A 21085-nucleotide genomic window follows, 5' to 3' on the forward strand; every position below is an offset into this window, starting at 1 on the left:
ACTGCGCACCTGAATGTTTCCCTGTGGTGTGCCCGTGGCTCAAAACTCCGTATTTCTTCCCGAACAATTCCTCGCACAGATGCGTGAGGCGCTTCCTGCTCATCTCTCTTTCGACGATTTTGTCGCCGCCTGCCAGCGCCCTTTGCGCCGCAGTATTCGCGTCAATACGCTGAAAATCGGCGTCGAGGCGTTTCTTGAGCTCGTCTCCCCCTACGGCTGGCAGATGACGCCGGTGCCGTGGTGTAAAGAAGGGTTCTGGATCGAGCGGGATGACGAAGAAACTCTTCCGCTCGGCAGCACCGCCGAGCACCTGAGCGGGCTGTTTTATATCCAGGAAGCCAGCTCCATGCTGCCGGTTGCCGCGCTGTTTGCCGACGGGAACACGCCTGAGCGGGTGATGGATGTCGCGGCGGCACCGGGCTCCAAAACCACGCAGATTGCTGCCCGGATGAACAACCGCGGCGCGATCCTCGCTAATGAATTTTCCGCCAGCCGCGTCAAAGTCCTGCACGCTAATATCAGCCGTTGCGGGATCCACAACGTCGCGTTAACGCACTTCGACGGTCGCGTGTTTGGCGCGGCCCTGCCGGAAGCCTTTGATGCCATCCTGCTCGATGCGCCCTGCTCCGGCGAAGGCGTAGTGCGTAAAGATCCTGATGCGTTAAAAAACTGGTCCGTTGAAAGTAACCTTGAAATCGCCGCCACGCAGCGTGAACTGATCGACAGCGCGTTTCATGCCCTGCGCCCAGGCGGGACGCTGGTTTACTCCACCTGCACGCTGAATCGCGATGAAAACGAGGACATCTGCCTGTGGCTGAAGCAACGCTATGCGGATGCCGTCGAGTTTATGCCGCTGGATACCCTCTTCGATTCGGCCAGTCATGCGGCCACGCCGGAAGGCTTCCTGCACGTCTTCCCGCAGATTTACGATTGCGAGGGGTTCTTTGTTGCGCGACTGCGGAAAACCCGCGCCGTGGATCCGCTGCCTGCTCCTACGTTTAAGGTCGGCAACTTCCCGTTCGCGCCGGTCAAAGGCCGTGAGGCGGCACAGGCGCAAGCGGCTGCGAGTAAAGTGGGTCTGTACTGGGATGAGAGCCTGCGCCTCTGGGTGCGGGACAAAGAGCTGTGGCTGTTCCCGGTCAACATCGAACCGCTGATGGGTAAGGTGCGTTTCTCCCGCCTCGGTATTCGCCTGGCGGAGATCCACAACAAAGGCTATCGCTGGCAGCACGAAGCGGTCATTGCGCTGGCCGGCAGTGAAAACGCCTTTGCCCTGACGCATCAGGAAGCGGAAGAGTGGTATCGCGGTCGTGACGTTTACCCGGAAGACGGGCCGTCACAGGATGAAGTCATCGTGACGTATCAGGGCTATCCGCTGGGGCTGGCGAAAAAAGTCGGCTCGCGGCTAAAAAACAGCTATCCGCGCGAACTGGTACGCGATGGTCGCCTCTTTACCGGTAACAACCGCAGCGCCTGAAAAAAGCGCATTTTTTTACTGGCGATTTCGCTCTCCTTGTCTAGGATCAAAAATGGGTGACTGCACTGGTCATACCAGATTATGGGCAACAAACCGGAGAGCATTATGACGAAAACCAGCGTACGCATTGGCGCTTTTGAAATCGACGACGCTGAATTGCGCGGCGAAGCACAAGGCGAACGAACGTTAAGTATTCCCTGCAAATCCGATCCGGATTTGTGCATGCAGCTGGACGCCTGGGATGCAGATACCAGCGTCCCGGCGATCCTTGATGGGGAACATTCCGTTCTGTACCGTGAGCATTACGACAGTCAAACCGATGCCTGGGTCTTGCGTCTTGCCTGACCCAAAGAGAACCCGCCCGAAGGCGGGTTATTTATTACTGAAGCTGCGCCAGCGTCAGAAAGCCCCCGAACACCGCCCCCGTATCAATGTAGTGCAGATTGTTAAAATCGTAGCGCTTGTCCACGGGCGTATGTCCAAACCAGAAGTGATCCGCGCCGCTAATGCCCTGCCCTTTACCCACCATAAAGCCCATTAACCGGTCGCGATCCCACAGCACGCGCTGGGCATCCACCGGCTTATGCCAGCCATAGTCGGCGGAGGGATAATCCGCATGAGCAATCACGTTGAGACCGTTTTTGCAGGTTATTTCAATAATGTGCGGTAAGTCCCGACACGCGTCGAGTAAATCCTTCGCCTGTTTTTGTTGCGCGTCCTCAAGCCCGGTAAACCAGTTACCGCCATTTATCGACCAATGACTAAACTCATTATTTTCAAGCGCATCTAACGCCATTTGCTCGTGATTACCGCGTACCGCATAAAACCAGTTTTCCTGCATCAGCTGTAAACATTTTACGCTGTCAGGCCCGCGGTCGATAATATCCCCCACTGAGATCAGCAGGTCCGCATCAGGATTAAAATGCCGTCGTTTCAGCTCATCCATAAGCCACTGATAGCAACCATGAATATCGCTGACAACCCAGACATGACGCCAGCGTTCTCCCTCTATTTTCTGATACATAACGCCTCCTGTAAGAAGTATAGCTGCCACAGAAAATGTCATGAGCCGGCGTTGGATATCGTGAATCCAAACAAACCATAAACCAGCCGGAAATAAAGATCGCTGCGCTATTAATCCCTTATTCCCTGGCCTTTAAAATAGAGCGCATTAAAAAGAGGGAATTACACGTGTCAAACATGCACCTGCAAAACGATGTTTTTTATCCGCATCGCACAAATATTATTTCTGAACTGATCAGAGGGAAACGCGTTCCCGGCCCAATCTGGCACAAACGCGATTACCGGTTAAAGTTCCTTCTGCGCTCGCTTTTATTCTGGTCCTCTACCCATCGTATGCTGGAGGCGCTATCCGGGCGCGATGATTTCGACAAGCTGCTCACCTCTCAAATTACCTTGCCGAGCAAAACTCACCGCCAATATCTGATGCGCGGCCTGACATCTAACGATCGGGCCGATGCTATTGTCAGCCACTATCAGTGGATTGATAGTTTGACAAACATCGCCCTCTCCCACGCGCTGACCAGCCCGCATGAAGTGCCGGTTATCCGGTTTGAGGCAAAAAATGGCGAAATCTATACCGTCCACGCCTCGTCCGCAGGTAAGGCCGAACGCGAAGGCGAAAGCACGCTTTGGCTGCACGACAATGACAATACGCTGCTTGCCAGCCTGACGTTCTGTGTCGCACGCAGTAACGGTCGTACGGTGCTGGTGATCGGCGGCCTCCAGGGTCCACGTCGTCATGTTTCTCGGGAGGTGATTAAGCAGGCTACCCGTGCCTGCCATGGGCTTTTCCCAAAACGCGTGCTGATGGAGGTGATCTTCCAGCTTGCCTCACGCTCGAACATCAGCGCGATTTTTGCCGTCAGCGATGAAGGCCATGTTTTCCGCGCGCTGCGCTACCGTCTGAGCAAAGGCCGTCATTTTCACGCCAGCTATGACGAGTTCTGGGAAGGCCTTAACGGAAAGAAACTCTCCCCCTTCTGCTGGCAGTTGCCGATTCAGATGGAGCGTAAAGCGCTGGAGGAGATTGCCAGCAAAAAACGCGCCGAATACCGTCGCCGCTTTGCGTTACTCGATGATATTGCGGCTTCCGTACATGCGCGCATTGATCCCGCGGTCGTCTCAGGCAAAATACAAACAAAAATTTAACAAAACAGCCAAAAAGGACTGGACTTACGCCTGCCGGGTTGTGGTATGTTTGAAGCAGGCGCACAGGAAGTGAACCTTCTGCTGAGACGAAAAACAGATTTTATCGTTTATTTTCATGCAGATAAAAAGAGACCGAATACGATTCCTGTATTCGGTCCAGGGAAATGGCTCTTGGGAGAGAGCCGTGCGCTAAAAGTTGGCATTAATGCAGGCTCAATCGCCTTGCCCTTTAAGAATAGATGACGACGTCAGGTTTTCCAGTCCACAGTAAAAGTGGTCTGAAAAAAAGCGTCAGAACATCATCAAATGTGAAAAACCGCAGAGCTTTTACAAGCACCTGCGGTTTTTTTTTACTGGAAACCTGACGGCTAGCAGAGCTTTTTAGCGCGCTCAATAAACGGTGCCAGACTCTTCTTCTGCCCGGGGTTTGCCGGGTCATCCACCTGGATCACGCTGACAGGCTGTCCGTTACTTTTCCCGCTGGCGACCTGCTGCTCCGCTACGTCATTTAACGGATACTGCACGAGCGTACTGGGATTGATGACATACAGCGCATTACCGGGACGGCAGGTGAGCATGACCTCTTCACGATTAAATGCCCAGTTGTCCTTACCCACTTCAAACCGGCTGACGGTGATGACCTGCGGCGCGGCCAGCGCGCTGCTGGCACAGGTGAGAAGTAAAAGAGAAAGCAGTGTCTTTTTCATATGTTTTTTAACCTTGTCAGAAGGGTTCCCAGGTCGCGAACAGGCTGACGGCCGCCAGTACCAGCGCGCCCAGCACCACTTCTGCCTGTGTCATCCTGATAAAAATCTGTTGTTCTCGCCCGGCCTCCGGGCGAAAGCGTGGCACAAGAAAATACCGATTCGCCAGCGCAATTGCCACCATCATCATGACCAGCGCACATTTGAACAACAACAGCTGGACATAAGGCGCCTGCCACGGCACGTTTGTGCCAACAATAAAGAGCGTATTGATTATCCCGGTCAGCAGCACGCCCGCCACGGCGTAATGCCCCATGCGGGAGAAGCGCATCATGGTAAAGATAGCGGCTGGCTGCCAGCGGCCTTTCGCCAGACGCATGCAAAACAGCAGCGGCAGTAAACCACCCACCCAGGTCGCGGCGCAGAGCAGGTGAAGCGCATGATTCAGACGATGCAACGCTCCCGGCGCGCCACCGTTCATCGCGGCATGTCCCACGCCCGCCATCAGCACCAGCTGCCCCATCGCGAGCAGTAACAGCCGTGAGCCTTTTTGCGGGGTAAGCCATGCAGCGCCCGCCGTCACAGCGGCCAGCACCATTTGCCACAACCAGACGCCGCCAAATTGCGTTCCCAGCACGCTGCGCCAGACCGCCGGACGAATGACATCGCTCCAGCCGTTGCCCATCAACCCACTTTGCAGGCCAAACATCAGCAGAGCCGCTATCAGGCTGATTAAGGCCGTGAGTTTCTGCTGCCGCTGGAACCGCCGGGTCATGAGACGCTGCAACGAAGACGGCGCAAACCAGACGCTGTAAAGCGCGTTGCCGAAAAGCAGCATCAGCGCAGCAAAATGGATAAAGCGCAACGCGACGTAGCTCAGGGCCAGCATGCTATTTCACGCTAAAGTGATAGCTGCCCTTGGTTTTGTGGCCATCCACGGAAACCACATGCCAGTCCACCGTGTAAGTGCCGGTCGTCAACGGTTTCTCAAGAGGAACAATCAGCTTTGCGTTATCCTTCTCGTCACGCTTCACCGCGCCCGTCTGGATCTTGTGCTGCTGCGCGTCCGTCACCACCACGCCGCTGAAGGCAGACTCAATACCTTCCGAGAAGTTCAGGGTAATGACCTCTGGCGCCACCGCAACGGTATTTTCCTGCGGGGATTGCTGCTTAAGATGCGCATGGGCCAGAACTGAGGGCGTGATGGCTGAAGAGAGCAGAAAGACCAGCGCGCACGCGATACGGGAAGGGGTAAAATGCATCACAATCATTCCTTTTCGTTATGCCTGAATGCTAAAGAATAACTCTGTATAATTAACGAGTCGAGGAACATCCTTTGCTCCCTTGTCATCGTTGAACATTCGCGGTAACGTTGCCGCCGCAGAAAAAGGAGAAGGAAATGAACGTTAACCTGGCCGCCCTTCCTCAGGACGAGATGGACAAAGTGAATGTCGATCTCGCCGCCGCGGGGGTCGCATTCAAAGAGCGTTACAACATGCCCGTCGTGGCTGAAGTGGTAGAGCGTGAACAACCCGCGCATCTGCGCGACTGGTTCCGCGAACGTCTCATTGCGCATCGCCTCGCCTCCGTCAATCTCTCGCGCCTGCCGTACGAACCTAAAGTTAAATAAGCTTAACGTCTCGTTACACTTCCTTACGCGTTATGTGGCAGGATAAGAAAACCCTGATAAATTTAGGTGTAATCTTAAGATCCCAGCGACTCAGTGTATAAGGAAGTCACGATGTCACGATGGAATATTGCCGCGGCACAGTATGCCCCGCGGCACAACTGTGTTGATGAGCACGTAAAACATCACCTGCACTTTATTGCCGAGGCTGCCTGGCACGGGTGCGATTTAATCGTCTTTCCGGAGCTTTCGCTTACCGGCCCAGGCGGACCAACCTTACCCCCACCCCCTGACGATTTGCAGCTTGCCCCCCTCCTTCACGCCGCGCAGTCACGTTTCATCACGGTGATAGCCGGTATTACGCTCCAGCAACACGGCCAGCGTCAGAAAGGACTCGCGCTTTTCACGCCTAACCTGTCGACCATCCGGCGTTATCCGCAGGGCAACGGTGCGGGTGTTATTCCTGGCGATAAACGGTTAACCATCGTGGATGACCAGGCTGACGCCCCGGAACTGGACCCGGAGGCAACGCTGTTCACCAGCAGCCTGGCCGTGGGCGAGCACCGCTGGCGGCAATCCATCGGTTCGTTACAACGCTTCGCGCACAAGTACGCCATTGCGGTATTAATGGCAAACGCGCGCGGCGGTAGCGCGTTATGGGATGAAAAAGGTCAGCTGATCGTACGTGCCGATAAGGGAGAACTGCTGCTAACCGGTTCTTTAGGCCAACAGGGTTGGCAAGGCGATATCATTCCATTAGGCTAGGCATTTTAGGATCAGGAGCGATCAATGCTGCGCGTTATCGATACCGAAACCTGTGATTTGCAGGGTGGAATTGTGGAAGTCGCTTCTGTCGACGTGATTGACGGAAAGATAGTCAACCCAATGAGCCATCTGGTGCGCCCGGATCGTCCCATCAGTGCGCAGGCGATGGCTATACATCGCATTACGGAATCGATGGTGGCGGACAAGCCGTGGATTGAAGAGATTATTCCTCTTTACCAGGGCAGTCAGTGGTATGTGGCCCATAATGCCAGCTTTGACCGCCGCGTGCTGCCGGAAATGCCCGGCGAATGGATTTGCACCATGAAGCTGGCGCGCCGTCTGTGGCCGGGGATCAAATACAGCAATATGGCGCTGTATAAGTCGCGCAAACTCAGCGTACGGACGCCGGAAGGGCTGCATCATCACCGCGCCCTCTACGACTGCTACATCACCGCGGCGCTCCTGATTGATATCATGAATACTTCCGGCTGGACGCCAGAGGATATGGCGACCATTACCGGGCGTCCCGCGCTACTGACCACCTTCACGTTCGGTAAATATCGCGGGAAGCCAGTGTCGGAAGTGGCGGATAAAGATCCGGGCTATCTGCGCTGGCTGTACAACAACCTCGACAGAATGAGCCCGGAACTGCGCCTGACGCTGAAGCATTATTTAGGCGAAGCCTGAGTCCCCGCCCGGCCTGGCAGCGTATCCTGCGCCAGGCCAATCAAAAAGGCGTACTCAAGCGCCACCCCTTCATAGGATTTAAATCGCCCTGATTTCCCCCCGTGCCCTGAGTCCATATCGGTACACAGCAGCAGCAGATTATCGTCAGTTTTCAGCTCACGCAGCTTCGCCACCCATTTCGCGGGCTCCCAGTACTGTACCTGGGAATCGTGCAGGCCGGTAGTCACCAGCATATGCGGATAGGCTTTCGCCTCGACGTTATCGTACGGGCTGTACTCTTTCATGTAGCGATAATAGGTTTCATCCTGCGGGTTCCCCCACTCTTCAAACTCCCCGGTGGTCAGCGGAATGGACTCATCCAGCATGGTCGTCACTACGTCCACAAACGGCACCTGGGCGATAACGCCTTTAAACAGTTCAGGACGCTGGTTGATCACGGCGCCCATTAGCATTCCCCCGGCACTGCCCCCCATGCCAAAGCAGAGCTGCGGATCGCCATAACCCTGCGCGATCAGCGCATCGCAGACATCAAGGTAGTCATTAAAGGTATTTTTCTTTTTGAGGAATTTTCCGTCTTCATACCAGTGCTGACCCAGCTCGCCGCCGCCGCGAATATGGGCAATCGCATAAACAAAACCGCGGTCGAGCAGGCTTAGCCTGCTGCTGCTGAAATCGGCGTCCATGCTGGATCCGTAAGAGCCATAGCCATAGACAAGAATGGGGTTTTTACCTTTGTTGAAGTGTGCCTTGTGATAGACGAGGGAGACTGGGACTTCGACGCCGTCGCGTGCGGTCACCCACAGGTGCTCACTGCGATAATTTTCCGACTCAAAACCCCGGACCTCAGCCTGTTTAATCACCTGACGCTGCCCCGTGTCCATATCCAGTTCAAACAACGTATCCGGGGTGGTCATCGACGAATAGCCGTACCGCAGGCGGGACGATTCCGGCTCTGGGTTAAAGCCGATCCACGTCACGTAAGCCGGGTCATCGAACGCAATGCCCACCACTTCGCGGGTTTTGCGGTTGATTTGGCGGATACTGGTCAGTCCGCGCTGACGCTCTTCCACCACCAGCCAGTCGGTAAACAGGGTGAACCCCTCCAGCATCACCTGATCGCGCGCGGGAATTAACACTTCCCATTTGCGCTCATCGCGCACTTTGGTTTTATAAAGGCCAAAGTTTTTGCCCTCGCGGTTCGAACGCAGGTAAAAGCTGTGCTGGAAGTGATCCAGGCTGTACTCATGATCTTTACGGCGCGGCAGGAAGCACAGCGGCTGCGCATCCGACAGCTCTGCATCCAGCAGCAGCACTTCTGAGGTGGTGGCGCTGGAGAGGAAAATGATCACGTAGTGGCGAGATGACGTTTTATGCAGGCTGACATAGAACGTCTCGTCTTTTTCCTCATATACCAGTTCATCATCGGCGGAATCGGTCCCCACCGTATGACGCCAGACCTGATAAGGCAGCAGCGTTGAGGCATGCTTTTTAACGTAGTAGACCGTTTCTGAATCGTTACCCCAGACGAAATCGGGGGAGACGTTATCCAGCATTTCAGGATACCAGTTTCCCGTTTCAAGATTGCGGAAACGCAAACCGTACTGGCGGCGGGAGAGGTAATCCTCAGCCAGCGCCATAATGGCGTTATCGGGGGAAATGGACATGCCGCCCAGCGTATAAAACTCACTGTGGGCAGCACGTTTGTTGGCATCCAGCAGGATCTCCCATTCGTCCCACTCGGCGCTCAGCACAGACTGGCGCTGGTAGATGGGATATTCGTTTCCCGGCTCATAAATATGGCGATAGCGATAACCGTTTTTGCACCACGGGGCAGAGACATCACGCTGGGGGATACGCTGCACCATTTCGTTCAGGAGCTGATCCTGAAGCGCCTGCTGGGTGGCCATGACCTGGCGGCCATAGTCGTTTTCCTCGTGCAGATAGTCCAGCACCTCTGGCCGGGAACGAGAATCGTCCCGCAGCCAGTAGTAGTTATCGATACGCGTATCGCCATGCGTGGTGATCGCATAAGGAGTACGTCGGGCTTTTGGAGGCATGGCATTCTTACTTTTTCGTTTTACATCCTATAAGGTTGGCAAAACACGCGTATGATGCAAGCGAAACATGGCCTTCTAGCCCGCGATGGTCTGCTTCTGCTGCTGAATATCCTGCTCAATTCCATCACGAACGTCCTGAGGGATCTTCAGCGCATCGCCAAGGGCGTTCAGGTAGCTGCGCTCCATAAAGTGATCGATATCGATGGCGGCACAGCTCAAAAAATAGAGTTCCAGCGCCTCTTCTTCGTTTTTCACGCTTTGCGCCAGACGCTGCGGATCGAGGGGCTGTTCGATGGCCTGCGCCACCAGCGCCCTGCCCTGCTCCTCAACGCCCGCTTCCCGCATCTGCTGCTCAATTGCGGCACGTTCACTGGCATCAATATGCCCGTCGCTCTTGGCCGCAAAGACCAGGGCGAGGATCAGCCGCTCGGTGCGTAAATCTAATGGCGATACCTGCTTCCCGTACTGCGGTTCATCCTGATGCGCGTTGCGCACCTTGTCTTTGTATTTGTTCCATAAGACGGAGCCTGCAATAGCCCCTCCGCCCGCCAGCAGCGCGCCGGTACCGTATTTGGTAAGCAGTTTCCGCGATGATTTATTGGCAACCAGCAAACCGGCCAGCCCGCCGAGCGCACCCGGCACCAGCAGCTTGCTCAGTCCCTGCTCGCCGGACGACGAGCCTTTTTGTCCCAACAGGGATTGCAGTTGATTCATCCAGCCTGACATATTTTTCCTCACGTAACAGTGCGTAACTCTTCACAGCCTAAGCGAGCAGGTGTCAGGAAATGTCTGTCAGTGCTAAAGAAGCGCAAATTTCCCCGCTGTCCGGTTATCCCCATACAAGACAGACGCAAACGTTTTCGTTTATACTGCCCGCATCTTTTTCAGGGGGATTTTTATGACTCGTTTAGGAACCGCGCTGCGTCCTGCCGCGACGCGCGTCATGCTGTTGGGATCGGGTGAACTGGGTAAAGAAGTGGCCATTGAATGCCAGCGTTTGGGTGTGGAAGTGATTGCGGTGGATCGTTACAAGGATGCGCCCGCCATGCACGTCGCGCATCGCTCGCACGTCATCGATATGCTTGACGGTAATGCCCTGCGGGCGTTAATTGCCGACGAAAAACCGGATTTTGTGGTACCTGAAATTGAGGCCATTGCCACTGAGATGCTGGTTGCCCTTGAACAGGAAGGCCAGCGCGTGGTGCCCTGCGCCACAGCGGCAAAACTGACCATGAACCGGGAAGGCATTCGTCGCCTGGCGGCAGAAGAATTACAGCTCCCGACCTCCAGCTACCGTTTTGCCGGGGATAAGGCTGCGTTTCTCCAGGCCGTAGAGGAGATTGGCTACCCGTGCATCATTAAGCCGGTAATGAGCTCCTCCGGCAAAGGGCAGAGCTTTATCCGCGACAGCAGCACGCTGGACAAGGCCTGGGACTATGCCCAGCAGGGCGGGCGTGCCGGTGCCGGGCGCGTCATCGTGGAAGGCGTGGTGAAATTTGATTTTGAAATTACCCTGCTCACCGTCAGCGCCGTGGACGGCGTTTATTTCTGCGACCCGATTGGTCATCGCCAGGAAGACGGCGATTATCGCGAATCCTGGCAGCCGCAGCAGATGAGCGCGCTGGCGCTGGCACGCGCACAGGAGATCGCCCGCAAGACGGTGCTGGCGCTGGGCGGCTACGGCCTGTTCGGGGTGGAATTGTTTGTTTGCGGCGACGAGGTGATCTTCAGCGAAGTCTCCCCTCGCCCGCACGATACCGGGATGGTAACGCTGATTTCACAGGATCTCTCCGAGTTCGCGCTGCACGTGCGCGCATTCCTCGGCCTGCCGGTTGGCGGCATTCGTCAGTACGGCCCGGCAGCCTCGGCGGTGATCCTGCCGCAGCTGACCAGCCAGAATGTCACCTTTGATAACGTCGAAGATGCGGTAGGCGCAGGATTACAGGTCCGGCTGTTCGGCAAACCGGAGATCGACGGAAGCCGTCGTCTGGGCGTGGCATTAGCGACCGGGGACAGCGTTGACGAAGCCGTCGCAAGAGCGAAAAAAGCGGCTGCGAACGTCAGCGTAGCAGGATAAAAAAACGGGCCGAAAGGCCCGTTTTAACTGCCTGGCTGGCCGGGTAAGGCGCAGCCGCCACCCGGCAAACAAACTTACTGTTTCGCGCCTTCTACCGCTTCGCGAGCCAGTTTAGTGATGCGATCCCAGTCGCCTGCTTCCAGCGCATCCGCCGGAACCAGCCAGGAGCCACCAATGCACAGCACGCTTTTCAGCGCCAGATAGTCACGGTAGTTGGCCGGAGAGATGCCGCCCGTTGGGCAGAAACGCACCTGGGAGAATGGGCCCGCAATCGCCTGCAACGCTTTGGTGCCGCCGTTCGCTTCAGCCGGGAAGAATTTGAACTCTTTCAGGCCGTAGTCCATGCCCAGCATCAGTTCAGAAACGGTGCTGATACCGGGAATCAGCGGAATAGAACCTTCGGTTGCGGCTTTCAGCAGCGGCTCTGTCAGTCCAGGGCTGATGGCAAACTGTGCGCCCGCTTCGGTCACTTCTGCCAGCTGCTGCGCATTCAGAACCGTACCGGCACCGACGATCGCGTCCGGCACTTCTTTGGCGATAGCGCGGATCGCATCCATCGCACAGGCCGTACGCAGGGTCACTTCCAGAACACGAACGCCACCCGCAACCAGCGCCTTCGCCATTGGGACAGCGTGCTCCAGTTTGTTTACCACAATAACCGGCACGACAGGGCCAGTGGTCAGGATTGCTTCTGCACTTGTTTTCCAGTTTTTCATCAGAGTTTTCTCTCGCCAGATCGTTAAAATCAAGTCGTCTTAAAACGTAATACAGGTTGCGCCCTGCTCCGCACCGGAGAGTTTCTCACGCAACGCACCAAACATTTCGCGTCCGGTACCCACGCGCGATGCGCTCAGGTCAGGAATATGTGGCTGACGCGCCGCCAGCTCTGCTTCGTCCACCAGCAGGGTTAACTCGCCTGTCTGACCGTTCACGCGGATCATGTCTCCATCACGGACTTTCGCCAGCAGGCCGCCGTCGTAGGCTTCCGGGGTGACATGAATCGCTGAAGGCACTTTACCGGATGCCCCCGAGAGGCGTCCATCGGTCACCAGCGCAATTTTGAAACGGCGGTCCAATAATACACCAAGCGGCGGCATAAGTTTATGTAATTCTGGCATCCCGTTCGCTTTTGGTCCCTGATGACGCACTACGACCACGCAGTCTTTATCAAGCAGACCCGCGTCAAAGGCAGGTAAAACGTCGTGCTGGCTTTCAAACACCACCGCCGGGGCTTCGATAATCTGATTCTCTTCCGGCACGGCAGAGGTTTTCATCACGGCACGTCCAAGGTTACCGCTCAGCACTTTGGTGCCGCCGTGAGGAGAGAACGGCTGTTCGAAGGTGGCGATAACCTGCGGGTCGAGCGAGTCGCTCGCCCCTTCGCGCCAGTCCAGCTCACCGTTGTTCAGCCAGGGTTCAAGGGTATAGCGATGCAGGCCAAAGCCCGCCACCGTGTTGACATCCTCATGCAGCAGGCCGCCTTTCAGCAGCTCGCGCATCAGCACCGGCACGCCGCCCGCGGCCTGGAAGTGGTTGATGTCCGCCGGACCGTTCGGATACAGACGCGCCATCAGCGGTACCACGGAGGAGATATCGGAGAAGTCATCCCAGTTAATCAGAATGCCCGCCGCGCGCGCCATTGCGACCAGGTGCATGGTGTGGTTAGTTGAACCGCCGGTCGCCAGCAGGGCGACGATCCCGTTGACGATGACTTTTTCATCCACCATTTTGCCCATAGGCATCCACTCGTTGCCGTTACCGGTCAGGCGCGTCACCTGACGGGCTGCGGCTTCGGTCAGCGCTTTACGCAGTGGCGCATCCGGCTGGATGAACGACGATCCCGGGAGCTGCATCCCCATAAATTCTACCACCATCTGGTTGGTGTTGGCCGTACCGTAGAACGTACAGGTGCCCGGCGCGTGATAAGACGCGGCTTCCGCTTCCAGCAGTGCCTGACGGTCCGCTTTTCCTTCGGCATACAGCTGGCGGATACGGACTTTTTCTTTATTCGGCAGACCGCTTGCCATCGGGCCTGACGGCACAAAAATCGCTGGCAGATGGCCAAAGGACAGCGCGGCCATCACCAGCCCCGGGACGATTTTGTCGCACACGCCCAGATAGAGCGCGCCATCAAACATATTGTGAGAGAGGCCTACTGCCGCCGACATGGCGATCACTTCGCGGCTCAACAGCGACAGCTCCATACCGTCCTGACCCTGGGTTACGCCATCACACATGGCCGGCACGCCGCCTGCAACCTGGCCCACCGCGTTCACGCTGTGCAGCGCATTGCGGATGACAGACGGGTAGACCTCATACGGCTGGTGGGCTGAAAGCATATCGTTATAGGAGGTAATGATGGCGATATTGTTACGCAACATGCTTTTCAGCGCGTCTTTATCACCAGGCTGGCAGGCCGCAAAGCCGTGGGCCAGATTCCCGCAGGCCAGCTGTGAGCGATGGACCGTTTCACTCTTCGCCTGTTCGATGCGGGCAAGGTAGGCAGCACGGGTCTCTTTCGAGCGTTCAACGATGCGTTGTGTTACGCGTAACAATGTCGGATTCATAAAAGCTCCTCTAATTTATCTGTCCAGGCTCGGGAGTTTACACAGTTTCTGACGGTTGTTAACAACGCTGAAACGCCTGGTATCCGGAGCGCAGGGGCAAAATATCTGAGGGGAGTGTAATAAAAAAAGCTCCGCGGGTGAATCCACGCGGAGCTTAAAAGATAAAAATTATGCCACTTGCTGTGTTAGATCATGTTACCGGTAAAATAACACCTTTGGGCTAGAGAGCGGGGATTATTCAAACTCATTCCAGGAGCGGCCATCACGGGTAATCATCGCAACGGAGGCGACAGGTCCCCATGTTCCCGCCTGATACGGTTTTGGTGCGTCCTGATCGGCTGCCCACGCTTCGGTGATTGAGTCGACCCACTTCCACGCCTCTTCCACTTCATCGCGGCGGACAAACAGGGCCTGGATACCGCGCATGGTTTCCAGCAGCAGACGCTCGTAAGCATCGGCCAGGTGCGTCTGGTTGAAGGTTTCAGAGTAGCTCAGGTCGAGCTTGGTGGTTTGCAGGTTGTGTTTGTGATCGAGACCCGGCACTTTGTTCAGGATCTGAATATCCACGCCCTCGTCCGGTTGCAGACGGATGGTCAGTTTGTTCTGCGGCAGTTCCTGCCAGGATTCTTTGAACAAGTTCAGTTCCGGATTTTTGAAGTAGACCACCACTTCGGAGCATTTTGCTGGCAGACGTTTACCGGTACGCAGGTAGAACGGCACACCGGCCCAGCGCCAGTCATCGATATCCACGCGGATCGCCACAAACGTCTCGGTGTTGCTGGACTTGTTTGCGCCCTCTTCTTCCAGATAGCCTGGAACTTTTTTCCCCTGAGCAAAACCTGCGGTGTACTGGCCGCGCACGGTTTTCTCACGCACGTTGGAGCGGTCGATACGGCGCAGTGATTTCAGCACTTTCACTTTGGCATCACGAATGCTGTCGGCCGTCAGATCTGACGGGGGAGACATGGCAATCATGCACAGAATTTGCAGCAGGTGGTTCTGGATCATGTCACGCATCTGGCCGGCCTGGTCGAAGTAGCCCCAGCGGCCTTCGATACCCACCTCTTCCGCCACGGTAATTTCCACGTGGTCGATAGTACGGTTGTCCCAGTTGTTCACAAACAGGGAGTTGGCAAAACGCAGCGCCAGCAGGTTCAGCACCGTCTCTTTGCCCAGATAGTGGTCAATACGGTAAACCTGACACTCCTCAAAGAACTCGCCCACCTGGTCGTTGATTTCACGCGAGGTTGCCAGCGACGTACCCAGCGGTTTTTCCATCACCACGCGCGCAGGTTTGGCGTTCAGCTTCGCTTCACCCAGACCTTTGCAGATGGCGCCAAAGGTGCTTGGCGGCATGGCGAAATAGTTGATGGTGACACGATTTTCCTGGTCAAGCATTTCACCCAGACGGGTAAAGGCGCCAACATCGTTGACGTCCAGGTTGCAGAAATCGAGACGCCCGCTCAGCTTATCCCAAAGGCTTTCATCGATTTTCTCTTTCATGAACGTTTCGAGCGCCTCGCGCACGACTTTGGTATAAGCTTCCTTATCCCAGTCGGCGCGCCCTACCCCCAGGATCCGGGTATCGGGATGGATCTGGCCCGCTTTTTCGAGCTGATACAGGGAAGGCAGCAATTTTCGGCGTGCAAGGTCGCCTTTCGCGCCGAAAATGACCAGGTCACATGCCTGGGCTGTTTGCGTTACCGCCATGTCATTCTCCTCAGTTAGATCTCCTGGTACTCTGCCAGGTATCGTTGTAATTTTATTACAATGCACTGTACTGCTTTTACGCATTTCCTGAAACCATTAGCGCTTAACGTCGCGTGCGATACGGTGATTTTTCGTCGCCCGGGCCATTACGCCCGTCTGATGACGCAACAAACGTCGATTCTTTGCGCAACAGGGGCAAAGCAAAACCCGACGTCGATCAAGTAATGAAAAAAAACAACAACATTTCTTGTCGACGGTTACCCTTTCGGGAGTCCCGGGAGTAATATCGGCTAAATCGAATCAAGGTTTCATCTCTTTATGAAATCGTTTATGCCCTCATGAGCGTCTTGTTAACAATGAACATGCTGGAAAAAATCCAGTTTCAACTGGAACACCTTAGCAAATCCGAGCGTAAAGTGGCTGAAGTTATTCTCGCCGCGCCCGCTCAGGCGATTCATTCAAGCATCGCCGCTCTGGCACAGGAATCGGGCGTCAGCGAACCGACGGTCAATCGATTCTGTCGTAGTCTGGACACCCGCGGCTTTCCTGATTTTAAACTGCATCTTGCACAAAGTCTGGCAAACGGCACCCCGTATGTTAATCGCAATGTAGATGAAGACGACAGCGTTGATGCTTACACCGCAAAAATATTTGAATCGGCAATGGCTACGCTGGACCATGTTCGTCAGTCTCTGGACATGAATTCAGTGAATCGCGCGGTCGACCTTCTCACGCAGGCCAAACGGATTGCCTTCTTTGGCCTTGGCTCGTCCGCTGCCGTGGCGCATGACGCCATGAATAAGTTCTTTCGCTTTAACGTGCCGGTGATTTACTCCGATGACATTGTGCTGCAACGCATGAGCTGTATGAATTGTAGTGAAGATGATGTCGTGGTACTCATCTCCCATACGGGCCGTACCAAGAGCCAGGTGGAGCTCGCACAGCTCGCGCGTGACCACGATGCGATGGTCATCGCCCTGACGACAGCAGGTACGCCGCTGGCCCGGGAAGCGACGCTCGCCATTACTCTGGACGTACCGGAGGACACCGACATGTATATGCCGATGGTCTCCCGCCTGGCGCAGCTGACGGTCATCGACGTGCTGGCGACCGGTTTTACCTTACGCCGGGGCGCAAAATTCCGGGATAACTTGAAGCGGGTCAAGGAAGCCCTGAAAGAATCGCGTTTTGATAAAGAATTGCTTATAAAGAGCGATGTTCCCTAATAACTACGATGTACGATTTACGGCATTCGGTCCCCTCGCTACTGCCTTGCGATAGATGAAGGCCGATTCTATGTTCACGCAACACCAAAGTTGTTTCAGTCAACGGAGTATTACATGTCCAGAAGGCTTCGCAGAACCAAGATCGTCACCACCTTAGGCCCGGCCACTGACCGCGATAATAACCTCGAAAAGATTATCGCCGCGGGTGCCAACGTGGTGCGTATGAACTTCTCTCACGGTACGCCAGAAGACCATAAATTACGTGCCGATAAAGTACGTGAAATCGCAGCTAAGCTGGGCCGTCACGTTGCTATCCTCGGTGACCTGCAAGGGCCAAAAATCCGCGTATCGACCTTTAAAGAAGGTAAAGTCTTCCTCAACATCGGCGATAAATTCCTGCTGGATGCCAACCTGAGCAAAGGTGAAGGCGATAAAGAGAAAGTGGGTATCGACTATAAAGGTCTGCCTGCTGACGTTGTGCCAGGCGACATCCTGCTGCTGGACGATGGACGCGTACAGCTGAAAGTGCTGGAAGTGCAGGGTATGAAGGTGTTCACTGAAGTGACCGTCGGCGGCCCGCTCTCCAACAATAAAGGCATCAACAAGCTCGGCGGTGGCTTGTCTGCCGAAGCGCTGACCGATAAAGACAAAGCAGATATCGTGACTGCTGCGCAGATCGGCGTGGATTATCTGGCCGTCTCCTTCCCGCGCTGCGGCGAAGATCTCAACTATGCTCGCCGCCTGGCGCGCGATGCAGGCTGCGATGCGAAAATCGTTGCGAAAGTTGAACGCGCTGAAGCAGTCTGCGATCAGGATGCGATGGACGATGTGATCCTGGCATCTGACGTGGTGATGGTTGCCCGTGGTGACCTGGGCGTGGAAATTGGCGACCCTGAACTGGTCGGTATTCAGAAAGCGCTCATCCGTCGCGCCCGTCAGCTGAACCGCGCGGTGATCACCGCCACCCAGATGATGGAATCCATGATCACCAATCCAATGCCAACCCGTGCGGAAGTCATGGACGTGGCGAACGCCGTGCTTGACGGTACCGATGCGGTGATGCTGTCAGCAGAAACCGCTGCGGGTCAGTATCCTGCGGAAACCGTGGCCGCCATGGCGCGCGTCTGCCTGGGTGCGGAAAAGATCCCAAGCATTAACGTCTCCAAGCACCGACTGGATATCCAGTTCGACAATGTGGAAGAAGCGATTGCGATGTCTGCGATGTACGCAGCCAACCACCTGAAAGGGGTCACGGCAATCATCACCATGACCGAATCTGGCCGTACCGCGCTGATGACGTCCCGCATCAGCTCCGGTCTGCCGATCTTCGCTATGTCCCGTCACGAGCGTACGCTGAACCTGACGGCGCTGTATCGCGGCGTGACGCCAGTATACTTCGACAGTACCAATGACGGTGTGGCCGCCGCGCACGATGCCGTCAACCTGCTGCGGGACAAAGGTTATCTGGTGTCCGGTGATATCGTTATCGTGACGCAGGGTGACGTGATGAGCACCATCGGCTCGACCAACACCACCCGTGTATTGACCGTCGAGTAATCTCGTCTGTGTTAAAAAGCCCTCTCCATCTGGAGAGGGCTTTTTTATTTCCCTGGATAAAGCTCTTTGCGTTTATACGGCTCTGTTTCACCCGGTTTACGCGTTTTAAGTAGCTTCAGGATCCACGTATATTGCTCCTTATGCGGCCCTACCAGCCGTTCCACCTCTTCATTCATACGGCGCGCAATGGTGCGATCGTCTGCGGTCAGCAGATCGTCCATCGGCGGACGTACCTCAATGCTCAGGCGATGCGTTTTACCGTTATAAACCGGGAACAGTGGGATCACGCGGGCGCGGCAGACTTTCATCAGGCGACCAATCGCGGGGAGCGTCGCTTTATAGGTCGCAAAGAAATCGACAAACTCACTGTGCTCCGGACCGTGATCCTGATCGGGTAAATAATATCCCCAATACCCCTGACGTACGGACTGAATGAAAGGTTTAATGCCGTCATTTCGGGCGTGCAAACGCCCACCAAAGCGACGGCGCACGGTATTCCAGACAAAATCATAGATTTTGTTTCCCTGATTATGGAACATCGCCGCCATTTTCTGGCCCTGCGACGCCATTAACATTGCCGGAATGTCGACTCCCCAACCGTGCGGCACCAGGAAAATCACCTTTTCATCATTGCGACGCATCTCGTCGATGATCTCCAGCCCTTTCCAGTCAACGCGTTCGACGATCTTCTCTGGCCCCTTCAGCGCCAGTTCCGCCATCATCGCCATGGCCTGTGGCGCGGTGGTATACATGTCATCAATGATTGCCTCGCGTTCGGCGTCGCTTTTATCCGGAAAACAGTACAACAGATTTATTTGCGCGCGGCGGCGTGCGCTTTTACCCAAGCGCCCTGCCAGCCGTCCCACTTTGCCAAGCACCGGATCGCGGAGGGAAGCAGGTAGCAACGCCATGCCAGCAAATGCGTATACGCCAAGCCAGGCGCCCCAATTACGCGGGTGGCGAAAGGATTTTTCAAACTCAGGAATGTACTCAATATTGTTTTTTTTGGTTTCCATGCGGGTTCCAGGGTCTGGTGACGCAAAAATATATTCAGATAGTGTAGCGAGGCAGCTGTCCGCGTACAAAAGAAAAAGCCGGCGCACACTGACGCCGGCTTTCTGAATCAGGTGAGCTTAGTCGAAGCGCAGCTGCGGCATTACCTCTTTCACCTGCGCCAGGTAATCTTTGCGATCTTTTCCGGTCAGCCCTTCAGTACGCGGCAGTTTCGCCGTCAGCGGGTTAACCGCCTGCTGGTTGATCCATACTTCGTAGTGCAGGTGCGGACCCGTCGACCGGCCGGTGTTACCGGACAGCGCGATGCGATCGCCACGTTTCACTTTCTGGCCCGGTTTCACCAGCAGTTTACGCAGGTGCATGTAGCGAGTGGTGTACGTACGACCGTGACGAATAGCAACGTAATAGCCGGCAGCACCGCTGCGTTTCGCCATGACCACTTCACCATCCCCTACGGCCAGCACCGGCGTGCCCTGCGGCATGGCAAAGTCAACGCCACGATGCGGCGCTACGCGGCCAGTTACCGGGTTCAGACGACGCGGATTAAAGTTGGAGGAGACGCGGAACTGTTTCGCCGTAGGGAAACGCAGGAAGCCTTTTGCAAGGCCCGTACCGCTACGGTCATAGAACTTTCCATCTTCTGCGCGAATGGCGTAGTAGTCTTTGCCGTCAGAACGCAAACGAACACCCACCAGCTGGCTCTGTTCGCGCTTACCGTCCAGCATTTCGCGGGACATCAGGACAGAGAACTGATCGCCTTTTTTCAGTTTGCGGAAATCCATCTGCCACTGCATGGCTTTGATTACTGAACTGATTTCAGCGCTGGTCAGGCCAGCATCGCGTGCGCTGGAAACAAAGCTACCACCTACGGTCCCTTTCATGACGCTGTTCACCCAATCGCCCTGCTGCATTTCACTGGTCATTTTGAAACCGTTTGCAGTGCGATCGTAGGTGCGGGTTTCGCGGCGGGACATCTCCCAGGTCAGACGTTGCAAATCGCCGTCTGGCGTTAAGGTCCAGGAAAGCTGCTGACCGATTTTCAGGTTACGTAACTCTTTGTCGGATGCGGCGAGCTGGCTGATGTTGCCCATGTCGATACCGTACTGGTTCAGGACGCTGCTCAGCGTATCGCCAGTAGAAACGACATATTCGTGAATGCCGGCTTCATTCTGGATCTTGTCATCCAGTTCATCCTGGGGAATCGCTTCATCTTCCTGAGCGGCCTGATCGATAGGCTCGCTGGCCTCAGGCAGCAGTGAGCGGATCTCGCTCTTTTCCAGTTCGATAGTTTTGATGATAGGGGCAGAACTCGGGTGGTAAACATAGGGTCGCCAGACGGCGACCGCTAACGTGAGAACTGTAAGCGACCCCAGCATAACGCGGTGGGGTCGAGGCAGATTGTTAAATGCCAGGGCGACAGAGCGGGTTATCTGTTGCACGTATTC

The 21085-nt window shown here is 55.5% G+C and carries 21 protein-coding genes; 10 read left to right on the forward strand and 11 right to left on the reverse strand.

The features are described 5' to 3' along the window. Positions 1-13 precede the first annotated feature (13 nt). Positions 14-1477 (forward strand): 16S rRNA (cytosine(1407)-C(5))-methyltransferase RsmF, encoded by a 1464-nt coding sequence (gene rsmF, locus G6Q29_RS02620; protein ID WP_165464411.1) that lies wholly within the window; start codon positions 14-16, stop codon positions 1475-1477. Positions 1478-1582: 105 nt separating this feature from the next. Further along, positions 1583-1822: a YebV family protein gene (locus G6Q29_RS02625; RefSeq protein WP_165464412.1), complete on the forward strand. Its 240-nt coding sequence runs from the start codon at positions 1583-1585 to the stop codon at positions 1820-1822. 34 nt (positions 1823-1856) lie between these two features. On the opposite strand, the gene pphA is transcribed toward G6Q29_RS02625, so the two are convergent. Then, positions 1857-2501 carry a protein-serine/threonine phosphatase gene (gene pphA, locus G6Q29_RS02630; RefSeq protein WP_165464413.1) on the reverse strand — a complete coding sequence of 215 codons (645 nt, stop codon included), beginning with the start codon at positions 2499-2501 and terminating at the stop codon, positions 1857-1859. A 167-nt stretch (positions 2502-2668) separates the two neighbouring features. Here pphA and G6Q29_RS02635 point away from each other — a divergent pair, with 167 nt between their 5' ends. Continuing rightward, complete coding sequence (locus G6Q29_RS02635) at positions 2669-3649, forward strand: VirK/YbjX family protein (protein WP_165464414.1); 981 nt, start codon at positions 2669-2671, stop codon at positions 3647-3649. A gap of 45 nt (positions 3650-3694) precedes the next feature. After that, positions 3695-3892 (forward strand): hypothetical protein, encoded by a 198-nt coding sequence (locus G6Q29_RS02640; RefSeq protein WP_165464415.1) that lies wholly within the window; start codon positions 3695-3697, stop codon positions 3890-3892. Positions 3893-4017: 125 nt separating this feature from the next. Here G6Q29_RS02640 and G6Q29_RS02645 read toward each other — a convergent pair whose 3' ends face one another. From G6Q29_RS02645 to yobA, 3 genes are read right to left on the reverse strand one after another with little or no spacing between them, the layout of a single operon-like run. Next, positions 4018-4356, reverse strand: coding sequence for a YebY family protein (locus G6Q29_RS02645; protein WP_022648464.1), 339 nt, complete (start codon positions 4354-4356; stop codon positions 4018-4020). Between the two features lie 16 nt (positions 4357-4372). Continuing rightward, entirely contained in the window at positions 4373-5242 is an 870-nt protein-coding gene (gene copD, locus G6Q29_RS02650) for a copper homeostasis membrane protein CopD (RefSeq protein ID WP_165464416.1), read from the reverse strand. A gap of 1 nt (position 5243) precedes the next feature. Further along, entirely contained in the window at positions 5244-5615 is a 372-nt protein-coding gene (gene yobA / locus G6Q29_RS02655; RefSeq protein ID WP_165464638.1) for a CopC domain-containing protein YobA, read from the reverse strand. Between the two features lie 137 nt (positions 5616-5752). On the opposite strand from yobA, the gene G6Q29_RS02660 reads away from it, so the two are divergent. The 3 genes from G6Q29_RS02660 (at position 5753) to exoX (ending at position 7432) form a co-directional block, all read left to right on the forward strand. After that, the gene (locus tag G6Q29_RS02660) at positions 5753-5983 is read left to right on the forward strand and encodes a DNA polymerase III subunit theta (RefSeq protein WP_003859784.1); all 231 of its coding nucleotides are present in this window, start codon (positions 5753-5755) and stop codon (positions 5981-5983) included. A 111-nt stretch (positions 5984-6094) separates the two neighbouring features. Beyond that, entirely contained in the window at positions 6095-6745 is a 651-nt protein-coding gene (locus tag G6Q29_RS02665) for a carbon-nitrogen hydrolase family protein (protein WP_165464417.1), read from the forward strand. A gap of 24 nt (positions 6746-6769) precedes the next feature. Then, positions 6770-7432: an exodeoxyribonuclease X gene (gene exoX, locus G6Q29_RS02670; RefSeq protein ID WP_165464418.1), complete on the forward strand. Its 663-nt coding sequence runs from the start codon at positions 6770-6772 to the stop codon at positions 7430-7432. Here the strand turns inward: exoX and ptrB are convergent. Further along, positions 7414-9489 (reverse strand): oligopeptidase B, encoded by a 2076-nt coding sequence (ptrB, locus tag G6Q29_RS02675; protein ID WP_165464419.1) that lies wholly within the window; start codon positions 9487-9489, stop codon positions 7414-7416. The two genes, exoX and ptrB, sit on opposite strands and share 19 nt — an antisense overlap. 75 nt (positions 9490-9564) lie before the next feature. Continuing rightward, positions 9565-10215, reverse strand: coding sequence for a tellurite resistance TerB family protein (locus G6Q29_RS02680; RefSeq protein WP_165464420.1), 651 nt, complete (start codon positions 10213-10215; stop codon positions 9565-9567). 172 nt (positions 10216-10387) lie between these two features. Here G6Q29_RS02680 and purT point away from each other — a divergent pair, with 172 nt between their 5' ends. Continuing rightward, complete coding sequence (gene purT / locus G6Q29_RS02685; protein WP_165464421.1) at positions 10388-11566, forward strand: formate-dependent phosphoribosylglycinamide formyltransferase; 1179 nt, start codon at positions 10388-10390, stop codon at positions 11564-11566. 74 nt (positions 11567-11640) lie between these two features. Here purT and kdgA read toward each other — a convergent pair whose 3' ends face one another. The 3 genes from kdgA to zwf all read right to left on the reverse strand — a co-directional run bounded on the left by kdgA (position 11641) and on the right by zwf (position 15843). Continuing rightward, positions 11641-12282, reverse strand: coding sequence for a bifunctional 4-hydroxy-2-oxoglutarate aldolase/2-dehydro-3-deoxy-phosphogluconate aldolase (gene kdgA / locus G6Q29_RS02690; protein ID WP_112792795.1), 642 nt, complete (start codon positions 12280-12282; stop codon positions 11641-11643). Between the two features lie 39 nt (positions 12283-12321). Then, a complete protein-coding gene (gene edd / locus G6Q29_RS02695; RefSeq protein WP_165464422.1) occupies positions 12322-14133 on the reverse strand; it encodes a phosphogluconate dehydratase in 1812 nt (603 codons plus the stop codon). A gap of 234 nt (positions 14134-14367) precedes the next feature. Continuing rightward, entirely contained in the window at positions 14368-15843 is a 1476-nt protein-coding gene (gene zwf / locus G6Q29_RS02700) for a glucose-6-phosphate dehydrogenase (protein ID WP_003859771.1), read from the reverse strand. A gap of 356 nt (positions 15844-16199) precedes the next feature. Here zwf and G6Q29_RS02705 point away from each other — a divergent pair, with 356 nt between their 5' ends. Next, positions 16200-17069 (forward strand): MurR/RpiR family transcriptional regulator, encoded by an 870-nt coding sequence (locus G6Q29_RS02705; RefSeq protein WP_165464639.1) that lies wholly within the window; start codon positions 16200-16202, stop codon positions 17067-17069. A gap of 114 nt (positions 17070-17183) precedes the next feature. Further along, positions 17184-18626, forward strand: coding sequence for a pyruvate kinase (pyk, locus tag G6Q29_RS02710; protein ID WP_003859767.1), 1443 nt, complete (start codon positions 17184-17186; stop codon positions 18624-18626). Between the two features lie 44 nt (positions 18627-18670). Here the strand turns inward: pyk and lpxM are convergent, their stop codons facing one another. Both lpxM and mepM read right to left on the reverse strand, forming a co-directional pair. Then, the gene (gene lpxM, locus G6Q29_RS02715) at positions 18671-19642 is read right to left on the reverse strand and encodes a lauroyl-Kdo(2)-lipid IV(A) myristoyltransferase (protein ID WP_165464423.1); all 972 of its coding nucleotides are present in this window, start codon (positions 19640-19642) and stop codon (positions 18671-18673) included. A gap of 117 nt (positions 19643-19759) precedes the next feature. Further along, positions 19760-21079 carry a murein DD-endopeptidase MepM gene (gene mepM, locus G6Q29_RS02720; protein ID WP_165464424.1) on the reverse strand — a complete coding sequence of 440 codons (1320 nt, stop codon included), beginning with the start codon at positions 21077-21079 and terminating at the stop codon, positions 19760-19762. Positions 21080-21085 lie beyond the last annotated feature (6 nt).

Source organism: Enterobacter cloacae (assembly GCF_011078175.1).
In the GTDB taxonomy this organism is placed as follows: Bacteria; Pseudomonadota; Gammaproteobacteria; order Enterobacterales; family Enterobacteriaceae; genus Enterobacter; species Enterobacter cloacae_Q.

Excerpts from the sequence above, each read along its gene's own strand:
- copD (WP_165464416.1), bottom strand. The coding sequence starts at position 5,242 with ATGCTGGCCCTGAGCTACGTCGCGTTGCGCTTTATCCATTTTGCTGCG.
- rsmF (WP_165464411.1), top strand. The coding sequence starts at position 14 with ATGTTTCCCTGTGGTGTGCCCGTGGCTCAAAACTCCGTATTTCTTCCC.
- zwf (WP_003859771.1), bottom strand. The coding sequence starts at position 15,843 with ATGGCGGTAACGCAAACAGCCCAGGCATGTGACCTGGTCATTTTCGGC.
- purT (WP_165464421.1), top strand. The coding sequence starts at position 10,388 with ATGACTCGTTTAGGAACCGCGCTGCGTCCTGCCGCGACGCGCGTCATG.
- G6Q29_RS02705 (WP_165464639.1), top strand. The coding sequence starts at position 16,200 with ATGAACATGCTGGAAAAAATCCAGTTTCAACTGGAACACCTTAGCAAA.
- G6Q29_RS02645 (WP_022648464.1), bottom strand. The coding sequence starts at position 4,356 with ATGAAAAAGACACTGCTTTCTCTTTTACTTCTCACCTGTGCCAGCAGC.
- pphA (WP_165464413.1), bottom strand. The coding sequence starts at position 2,501 with ATGTATCAGAAAATAGAGGGAGAACGCTGGCGTCATGTCTGGGTTGTC.
- G6Q29_RS02640 (WP_165464415.1), top strand. The coding sequence starts at position 3,695 with ATGTTTGAAGCAGGCGCACAGGAAGTGAACCTTCTGCTGAGACGAAAA.
- pyk (WP_003859767.1), top strand. The coding sequence starts at position 17,184 with ATGTCCAGAAGGCTTCGCAGAACCAAGATCGTCACCACCTTAGGCCCG.
- G6Q29_RS02680 (WP_165464420.1), bottom strand. The coding sequence starts at position 10,215 with ATGTCAGGCTGGATGAATCAACTGCAATCCCTGTTGGGACAAAAAGGC.
- G6Q29_RS02665 (WP_165464417.1), top strand. The coding sequence starts at position 6,095 with ATGTCACGATGGAATATTGCCGCGGCACAGTATGCCCCGCGGCACAAC.
- G6Q29_RS02660 (WP_003859784.1), top strand. The coding sequence starts at position 5,753 with ATGAACGTTAACCTGGCCGCCCTTCCTCAGGACGAGATGGACAAAGTG.
- lpxM (WP_165464423.1), bottom strand. The coding sequence starts at position 19,642 with ATGGAAACCAAAAAAAACAATATTGAGTACATTCCTGAGTTTGAAAAA.
- exoX (WP_165464418.1), top strand. The coding sequence starts at position 6,770 with ATGCTGCGCGTTATCGATACCGAAACCTGTGATTTGCAGGGTGGAATT.
- kdgA (WP_112792795.1), bottom strand. The coding sequence starts at position 12,282 with ATGAAAAACTGGAAAACAAGTGCAGAAGCAATCCTGACCACTGGCCCT.
- edd (WP_165464422.1), bottom strand. The coding sequence starts at position 14,133 with ATGAATCCGACATTGTTACGCGTAACACAACGCATCGTTGAACGCTCG.
- G6Q29_RS02625 (WP_165464412.1), top strand. The coding sequence starts at position 1,583 with ATGACGAAAACCAGCGTACGCATTGGCGCTTTTGAAATCGACGACGCT.
- yobA (WP_165464638.1), bottom strand. The coding sequence starts at position 5,615 with ATGCATTTTACCCCTTCCCGTATCGCGTGCGCGCTGGTCTTTCTGCTC.
- ptrB (WP_165464419.1), bottom strand. The coding sequence starts at position 9,489 with ATGCCTCCAAAAGCCCGACGTACTCCTTATGCGATCACCACGCATGGC.